The organism is Limnoraphis robusta CS-951 (genome assembly GCF_000972705.2).
Map to the genome: position 1 here is coordinate 1 of NZ_LATL02000343.1, position 7,994 is coordinate 7,994.

Consider the following 7,994-nt stretch of genomic DNA (forward strand, 5'->3'; position numbering starts at 1 on the left):
ACACTAACGATTTTCCAATAAAGTGTTTTTGGATGTTAATCAATGATTTTAAATAAAGTATCTCTATTCTATTAGATGCTATTAAAGCGATTGTCAGCAGATATTTAGAATGTAGAGAAGAAGTAATAAATATCCCAGAATTAATAGAACGTTTTAATTCGGTTTTAGAACAGGGGAAAGGAGGAGCAGTTATTCAAGAAATCGTTTTACAGAGTCGTATTGAGTTTAATGTAGAGTCGGAAACCCAGGATATTCTTATTTATGATGATACAGTATAAAACGAGTAGGTGTACCCCGAAAATTCACCGTTAACATATTTAGGTTTTAAAAAATATTCCGCCACCTTAACAGTATAAGATAGCGGGATAACGTGAGATTAAATTTATTATTTAACTCGCACTAACAAGCTGTTTTTCGTTCGTTTTTTCGGTTTCAATAGGCGCACTTAACGCTTCTTCTAACGGTGCTAAACCTAACCTTTCTTCGAGAATATTCATCACTTCTCGGCCAAAATCATAGGGGTTGCGTTGCCAAGCTTCTAGACAAACTTCTCCAAAAAATGATCCCAACGGTTCAGGGTTCCATAAAAGTTTTCTTGCTGTCCAGGGCATCAAACTCATTGGATTATAATCCGGTTTGAGCATATTTTGTTCAAAGGCATATTCTTCTAAATGGGTATGGGGTTGTAACCCAATAAAGAAAATCGCAGGTTCAACTTTATCCGCCCCGAAAATCTTTTCAAGTTCCCGATGATAGGCTAACGTTTGACGAATGGTGTCAAAGGTTTCATCAATCACATTAAACGAATAATTCACCGAAACTAAATCATTAAACCCTGCGGCTTTTAAATCCCGGCAATTTTCCAAAACCACTCGCAAATTATACCCCATTCGCATTTTACGAACGAGTTCTTGAGAACCGCTTGTAATGCCAATTTCAAAATAATTCATCCCCGTTTTGACCATCAAATCACATAATTCCGGGTTTAAATTATCCGCTCGAATATAAGCCGCCCAGTGAATATCATTCATCCCTGCATCAATTATTTTTTGCAATAATTCCACCGCATCATTAATAAACCGACGCGCCGGGATAAATTGAGCATCTGTAAACCAAAAATTGCGAATTCCGCGATCATAAAGTTGTTTGATCTCTGCAACAACTTCATCAGCCGGATTAATTCTAACTTGTTTTCCTTCAATTACTGTGTAAATACAATAACAGCAATTGTGAGGACAACCCCGCTTCGTTTGAACTCCAATATAAAAATCTTGGTCTTGGAAATAATATTCAAACTCCGGCCAAATACTCTCAATATAGTTGTAATTACAAGCCGTTTTTTCTAACGGTGCCGGTTTTTCGTGAATTAAGCGATCGCGGGGTGTCGTTTCTCCGACAATATAACAGCGTTCATCCTGTAAACTTTCTCCCCGTAACAGTTTTTCCAGTAACGCTTCACCCTCACCAACAGAAACAACCGTTCCCTTGGGAAGACTGCGCCCCAACTGTTCATAAAAGACACTCACCGCACCACCGCCAACCACACAACGGGCTTGGGGGTTATAATTTTGGGCGCGTTTGAGTCCGCGTTTAATTAAACCCAGGTTGCGCCAGAGTTCAGTGTAGTAAGAAGCGGCCAGTCTTAGCCCGCCCAAGGCACCTCGAAGCTTAATTAGGGGCTTTTTAGCATAATAGAATTCAAAGGCGTTTTGTAGGGGATTTCCGCCGCGTCCGCCAACGGGTGCGTAAATTTGGATATCTCGCCAGGAATAGACCAATAATGTCGGTTTAAATTCATCTACACAAGCATCTAAAGCTGAACTGTAGTCCAACGGAGGAATGGCACCGAGATCAAAGATTCGTTGTTGTACGTCGGGAAACAACTTGTGAACGTGGTCAGACAGATAAACGACCCCGATGGGGAAAATGGGGTTGCAAGGAAGGCGAACGTAAAGGATTTTATTGTCCATGATTTTTAAAAAGGGGACTCTACTCTAACAACACTCTAACGACAAGCTTGAATGGCGGTTTATATATATAACTTAACAATATACTGGAGTTTTTTAATTTTAGGCGGGATTTTTCTGAAAATCTTTAAAATTTCTGAAGACGAGCTACGGGGATGTAAAAAGGGGATTTGCTCGTATCTGTCTTAATTTTCAAGGATGAGAGAATTTATTGGGTAATTTCCCCCAAGCGAGGTCAAAACCCTTGAATTTTCACTGAAATCAGCGATCAACGAAGGACTCTCAAAACGGATTGGTAGTCGCGTTTACAATTAGTGGGGATCAGGTAATGTTAGGTTGTGGATATATCCAAAACTTGTATCGCAAAGCTCCTTAGCAGTTATGGCTCAAATTCTCGATCCCCTACCATCCAATTTCTCTAAGCGGATTTTGTGCTGCTACGTCAACGCCACCAGCCAAATCCAGATAGCCCGGATTACCAACATTGCCAACTGGTACTTTGAGCGAGTTGTGTTTCCGGGACAGCGTTTGCTGCTAGAGGCTCTCCCAGAAGCTTTGTTAGAAATTCACACGGGTAGCATGGCTAGTGCTATTCTCTCAGATCGGATTCCTTGTGATCGTCTTCAGATTGACCAAGAGGCGCCCAGTAGTATTATTGAGGAGACCCATCCTTCTAAAGTCGCACAAGCTTATCATCAGCGAATCATGTCCCAGACGCGACGCCAAGCGGTTCCTGAATCTTTAACGACACCTGCATTAAGTGTCGTTGACTAGAGAAAGGACAAAAATCTTTTTAAGAATCTCCTATCTAGCTGAAGAATTCCAGTTTTAAAACAAAAATCTTGAAACCATCTTTGACACCGATCGCACTTCAATTTGAATGACTTCTGTTTTTCAAGAGAAGCATGATCGGTGTCATCAATTTGGGAAACAGCGATAGGAGTAGGGGTGCAGTCGGAGAAAATCAATTATCGTGTAAAACGAAGGATTGAACCGAGCAGAACATGAAATCTAACGTTGTTGTATCATCTAATGTCGGGAATTTATCCCCATCTCTGAACGCTGTTTTTAGCATTTCTCCGATTATTCGGATCACGCTTTTAGGACTGTATGCTGCGTTAATGCTGCCTTTACCCTTCTTATCCCAGGCCGTAAATGCACCTCTCTCTCCTACAATTTTATGGATTGGAATTAGTTTAGGTGCGATCGCTCTTTATGCGGCTTTAACAGAACGTGTTATCGTTGATGATCAAACCATTCAAGTCACTTATCCCCGTTGGGTTAAGCCCGTTTTTCGCAGAGGTTGGTGTTTAAATTGGAACGAAGTCAAAGCACTTAAACCTCGGACAACCGGACAAGGTGGACTGGTTTATTACTTTCTCAGTCAGTCAGGACAAGGGTATTTACTCCCGATGCGAATTGCTGGCTTTGCTCAACTGGTGAGAATTGTACAGCAAAAAACCGGGATTGATACAACTGATGTTCGCCCTTTGGCTCAACCCTGGATGTATTTTATCCTATTTGGGTTTACATTACTCCTCGTTTTAGTTGATATTTGGACAATTACAACGGCTTTTTCTCAGGTTAGTCTTCCTTGATCTTTTTGAAAGCGGTTGTATGCAGAGAGATTGAAGGAAAAACCGATTGTAGGGGCGGGTTCACCGAGATTTATTCATCTCACAAACAACCCAGCTAAACCCGTCCCCCAATTTTGATCGGGGATTAAAATCCCCGTCTAAAAGTCCGAAGTCCTCTTAAGAGGACTAAATTTCAACTAAAAACTTCAAGACGGGCGGGTTTACAGAGGTTGTCTGTGGGAAAACATAAAAAAATCCGAACCCGCCCCTACTGTTACGGTGGCGAAGCGTAAAGCCCCCGCATTTTAGGCGATCGCTTTTTTTGAGTTGTGCGATCGCTATCAGTTCAATTATTGTGTTGAAATTGGAAAAATATGTTGGGTTTCCTAGTGCCAACCCAACCTACAAGGAAATGCGATCGCTACACTTCAGACTCAAAGTAAAATTGAACAGTAGCCAATCTATGTCAAGACTCTTAACTCACTATTGCTGCCCTATTTGCTCGAATGATTTATTAGACTTTCGTTTAATTGGAAGTGTTACAACTTTTTGCTTATGAGCATTCTGCTTATTTCGCAAATCCCTAAATATTGCATCTAAATCGTAGTCAAAGGATCGAGCATATTCTTCTCTGTACCTGTAAATTTCTTCTATAATTTCGTCTTTCCACATTACTTATTCTCCTTTAAATTCATATCCGAAATTATCCCACCAGTCCTGCGTAACTTTGATGTTTGCAGCAAGAATTAAGTTATCGGTTGATCGGGCAGTCAAGTAACCTAAAATACTGGTTTCGATATAGATAGTTTCACTCATGTTAGATGAAATCTAGATGTTCTCATTCTAACCAGCTTACTATATGAGTGTATGCCGTCAGCGATCGCTATCCCTTCAATTATTGTATGAAAATAGCAAAATCAGCTAGGTTTTGTTGTCAACCTAACTGACAAGGAAAGGTGATCGCACTGTAGGTTGGGTTAAGCGTGACTCGCAACCCAACAAGAAATTTTAGGCTGGGTTTCTAATTGCTGTAGGTTAGGTTAAATATAATAGATAACATCACTTTGTTCGGTTTGCTCAACTCAACCTACAATATTACTGTGTGAAAATCGTAAAAATATGTTGGGTTTCCTGGCGTCAACCCAACCTACAAGGAAATGCGATCGCTACAGTTTGGCGATCGCTTAAAGTGTATAATTGAGAGAGTTCTGTAACTGATACAAAAAATTCAACACTTTTTCAAGAGAAGATTATGTCAGAAATGCCATCAATTCAGGAGAATCTGAAAAGAGTTTGGAAAAATGTCGATAATATCTTTTTACCGAATGACTCTTGGTGGAATGATGATGATAAATGTCATAAAATACAGAAAAAAATCTCTTACTTTAATTCTGATCATCAAGATGATCCTCAACATATTGATCAAATCTATAAACTTCTCAGTCGGGGTGTCAATCTTACCCAAGCAGCAATCGATTGGGAACATCCAGCCATTGGTTCAGAGAAAAATGACACAGGTAAAGCCAGGGGAATTCAATGGCGACTGGTAATCGCTTATAGTGGATTTGAGATTACAACAAAAGGATTGATTAATAAATTAGAAGGTCAACCCTACAAAGAGGACTTTAAATCACTAATTAATAAATGTCAATCTAATCTTCCCAATTATTACCCATTAAATTCACCCGATCCTGATAGTAGTAAAAGTTTGGAAAAGTGGTTAACTCAAGAAGAAAAATCTATCGGAAAATTTTTGGGTTTGAGAAACAACGATATAAAGGTGATTGAAAATTGGATGCTTGAGTCTCATCTCATTAAGACCTGGGAAGATGCACTGCTTCTCGCTAGAGCCTTTAGAAATTGTACAACTCATGGGTTTCTGGTTCCTCGTAAAGTGCTAGATTGGAAGCTGAAACCCATTTTTAGGGTGTTGACGGAGAATTTAGCAGAAATTTTGATTGCAGCCTTAGAAAAAATAGAGTCTTGAGTACATCTAAAAATAGATCTTGACAACCTTTGGCTTGATCGTCTATAGTAAAAATGTAAATTTTACACTCTGCCGTCCGTAAAAGTTGTGACTCAGAAAGTTAAGTCTATATCGGTAAACAGATTTAGCTTTCTTCGTGACAACGACAGCACAGACGTCCGAGTGTAAAATTTTCCCCACTCCATGTGTTAAAGAGGCTGTAGATTAACTGAAGACAGCCCGAGTCAAGTTTAAAAACAACAATCTATAGATCATTAAGTGTTTTTGGGTTTTGTGCGTTAACTCAATCTAGATTGAAATAAGGCTCATACTCATAATTGTTCTATTTTGTGCATCTGTAGGGGCGCTGCGGTTTGCGCCCTGACTTGCACCCCTACGGAGAAATTTTTGGTTACTGTAAAATATAATTTTAACATAAAATTGTAATGATTTTAACGAAAATTTTTGGGGAGTATTGAGCAAAATGGTAAAGAAATTTTGACTAAAACCTATTCTATGAGTTCAAATTCATCCCCAGATATTCCTCTCTGGGTTCAAGATCGAGAAACTGTCATTGCTAACGATACCGGAGTTGAATGGCGAGGCGGAGAACGTCCAGACTATTCCTATACAAATCAATCTCTTTTCAAAGAAAGTCAATATCATCATCAACAAGGATCTTTAGAAGCCATTGCAGAAAATTTAGTCCGAACCTTTGAGTTAGAAGCCACAAATAAAGTTAACCCGCAACAATGGTTGTCTATTGTTCAAGAACAGTTTAGAATGAGAGCGAATGGCGGGCCAGAATATACCGCAGAAGATGTTGCTCAAGCGGGAACCTATAATTTATTTATGGGAGAAACTGAACATTATAGTTCAGCCGCAGAAAACTTTGAATCTTCGTTTCAAGTGTTTCACAAAGCCTTTCCCAAAGGCTTTTTATGGGAAGTCACAGAAGTCTTATCAGGGCCTCCGAATGTTACGTTTAAGTGGCGCCATTGGGGAACCTTTAACGGCCCGTTTAAAGACCATGCACCCACCGGAGAAACCCTAGAAATTGTCGGGATGAGTATTGCTCGGGTAACGGAGGATTTGAAAATCATCTCTTTAGAGCATTTTTTTGATAATAGTGCCTTTCTGCAAAAACTAACAAGCGGTTGTCCGTTCCACGCTCAACAATCTTCGGATTAGGCTCGACAAAATCCTCCCCGTTTGAGATCATTTAGAATGGGAATATTACCTCACTCTCAATCACCGATTTGAATTCTCATCCTTCTCCCCCTCCGCAACTGCGCTTAGAAAATGTCTCTTTGCAACCAAAAATCGGTTTTCAGCCGATCTTGCAGGAGATTTCAGTTGAAGTCAAAACAGGCGATCGCATTGCTTTAGTCGGAATTTCGGGTGCGGGAAAAACGTCACTTTTGCGGTTACTCAATCGGTTAAATAGTCCCTCAAACGGGGAGATTTTTTTTCAAGGGGAAAGTTATCATAAAATTCCAATTGTTCAGCTTCGACAACAAATTACTTTAGTTTTATCAGAGGCAAAGTTATTAGGAATGACCGTTAAAGAGGCGTTAATTTATCCTCTAAAGTTGCGGGGTTTATCGGAGACTGAAATCACTCAACGGCTAACAGAATGGACGGAACGGTTAGAGATTCCGACGGATTGGTTAAACCGCACAGAAGTACAACTGTCGAGGGGACAACTTCAAAAAATTGCGATCGCTCGGGCGTTAATGATTCAACCGCAAATTTTACTCCTGGATGAACCAATCACCGCGTTAGATTTTGTGAGCCAAACCCAGATCCTCAACAGTTTACAGACAGTCGTTGATGATTCAATAACAGTGATTTTAGCGACTCATTACCTCGATCTCATCCAAGATTGGGGAAATCGATTGTGGCATTTATCCCAAGGAAAATTAGTTCAGGATAATTTGACTCAACAGGTAAACTGGCAAGCATTAAAACAGCAATTCATCACCGCTCAAAACAGCGAAGCCCAAGACTGGGAATAGGGGACAGTTAGGAACTATGAATTATCAATCTTGCATGAGTACCTTTTGCCTTTTGCCTTTTGCATGAGTGCCTTTTGCCTTTTTTAACTGCTCACTCTGACAGATAGAGGGGGATGTTGATCATTCAGCCGGGGAGTCCAAGAATCAGGCTTGAGCATCTCTAAATTTAGCCGATATCCAACATTCCGCACGGTTTGGATGAGGATGGGTTGGCGAGGATCGACTTCAACTTTTTTTCGTAAGGAGAGAACGTGAGTATCAATGGTGCGAGGATTATCAATGGAATCTGGCCAAGCGCGACGGAGCAGTTCCGAACGGCTCAGAGGTTCTCCATCCGCTTGAGCTAAAACATAAAGTAAACTATATTCTTGAGGGGTTAATTCAATCAGTTGTCCGCGTAGTCGTACCCGTCGCTGGACTAAATCAATTTTGAGAATGCCGTAATCTAGACTGGCAGGAGGAGCAA

The 7,994-nt window shown here is 40.3% G+C and carries 9 protein-coding genes; 5 read left to right on the plus strand and 4 right to left on the minus strand.

Features of this window, described 5'->3' with window-relative positions:
• Positions 1 to 389: 389 nt before the first annotated feature.
• Positions 390 to 1,970 (minus strand): photosystem II high light acclimation radical SAM protein, encoded by a 1,581-nt coding sequence (locus WN50_RS28820; protein ID WP_046279508.1) that lies wholly within the window; start codon positions 1,968 to 1,970, stop codon positions 390 to 392.
• A gap of 378 nt (positions 1,971 to 2,348) precedes the next feature.
• Here WN50_RS28820 and WN50_RS28825 point away from each other — a divergent pair, with 378 nt between their 5' ends.
• Together WN50_RS28825 and WN50_RS28830 are read left to right on the plus strand one after the other, a co-directional pair.
• Positions 2,349 to 2,741 (plus strand): DUF1830 domain-containing protein, encoded by a 393-nt coding sequence (locus WN50_RS28825; protein ID WP_046279509.1) that lies wholly within the window; start codon positions 2,349 to 2,351, stop codon positions 2,739 to 2,741.
• A 230-nt stretch (positions 2,742 to 2,971) separates the two neighbouring features.
• Positions 2,972 to 3,565 (plus strand): hypothetical protein, encoded by a 594-nt coding sequence (locus WN50_RS28830; RefSeq protein WP_046279510.1) that lies wholly within the window; start codon positions 2,972 to 2,974, stop codon positions 3,563 to 3,565.
• A gap of 462 nt (positions 3,566 to 4,027) precedes the next feature.
• On the opposite strand, the gene WN50_RS28835 is transcribed toward WN50_RS28830, so the two are convergent.
• On the minus strand, positions 4,028 to 4,216 hold the full coding sequence (locus WN50_RS28835; protein WP_046281854.1) for a hypothetical protein: 189 nt from the start codon (positions 4,214 to 4,216) through the stop codon (positions 4,028 to 4,030).
• Positions 4,217 to 4,219: 3 nt separating this feature from the next.
• Positions 4,220 to 4,360, minus strand: coding sequence for a PIN domain-containing protein (locus WN50_RS34960; protein ID WP_160315456.1), 141 nt, complete (start codon positions 4,358 to 4,360; stop codon positions 4,220 to 4,222).
• 436 nt (positions 4,361 to 4,796) lie between these two features.
• Between WN50_RS34960 and WN50_RS28840 the strand changes: the two genes are divergently transcribed.
• The 3 genes from WN50_RS28840 (at position 4,797) to WN50_RS28850 (ending at position 7,528) form a co-directional block, all read left to right on the plus strand.
• Positions 4,797 to 5,531 (plus strand): hypothetical protein, encoded by a 735-nt coding sequence (locus WN50_RS28840; RefSeq protein ID WP_049561573.1) that lies wholly within the window; start codon positions 4,797 to 4,799, stop codon positions 5,529 to 5,531.
• 495 nt (positions 5,532 to 6,026) lie between these two features.
• Positions 6,027 to 6,701 (plus strand): ester cyclase, encoded by a 675-nt coding sequence (locus WN50_RS28845; protein WP_046278244.1) that lies wholly within the window; start codon positions 6,027 to 6,029, stop codon positions 6,699 to 6,701.
• Between the two features lie 68 nt (positions 6,702 to 6,769).
• Entirely contained in the window at positions 6,770 to 7,528 is a 759-nt protein-coding gene (locus WN50_RS28850; RefSeq protein ID WP_046278243.1) for an ABC transporter ATP-binding protein, read from the plus strand.
• A gap of 83 nt (positions 7,529 to 7,611) precedes the next feature.
• On the opposite strand, the gene WN50_RS28855 is transcribed toward WN50_RS28850, so the two are convergent.
• The coding region (locus WN50_RS28855; protein ID WP_049561575.1) for a winged helix-turn-helix domain-containing protein at positions 7,612 to 7,994 on the minus strand (383 nt) is incomplete at its 5' end.

What these genes read in the sequence shown, in the direction of transcription:
- WN50_RS28845 (WP_046278244.1), top strand. Translation starts at nt 6,027, where the DNA reads ATGAGTTCAAATTCATCCCCAGATATTCCTCTCTGGGTTCAAGATCGA.
- WN50_RS28820 (WP_046279508.1), bottom strand. Translation starts at nt 1,970, where the DNA reads ATGGACAATAAAATCCTTTACGTTCGCCTTCCTTGCAACCCCATTTTC.
- WN50_RS28840 (WP_049561573.1), top strand. Translation starts at nt 4,797, where the DNA reads ATGTCAGAAATGCCATCAATTCAGGAGAATCTGAAAAGAGTTTGGAAA.
- WN50_RS28825 (WP_046279509.1), top strand. Translation starts at nt 2,349, where the DNA reads ATGGCTCAAATTCTCGATCCCCTACCATCCAATTTCTCTAAGCGGATT.
- WN50_RS28830 (WP_046279510.1), top strand. Translation starts at nt 2,972, where the DNA reads ATGAAATCTAACGTTGTTGTATCATCTAATGTCGGGAATTTATCCCCA.
- WN50_RS34960 (WP_160315456.1), bottom strand. Translation starts at nt 4,360, where the DNA reads ATGAGTGAAACTATCTATATCGAAACCAGTATTTTAGGTTACTTGACT.
- WN50_RS28835 (WP_046281854.1), bottom strand. Translation starts at nt 4,216, where the DNA reads ATGTGGAAAGACGAAATTATAGAAGAAATTTACAGGTACAGAGAAGAA.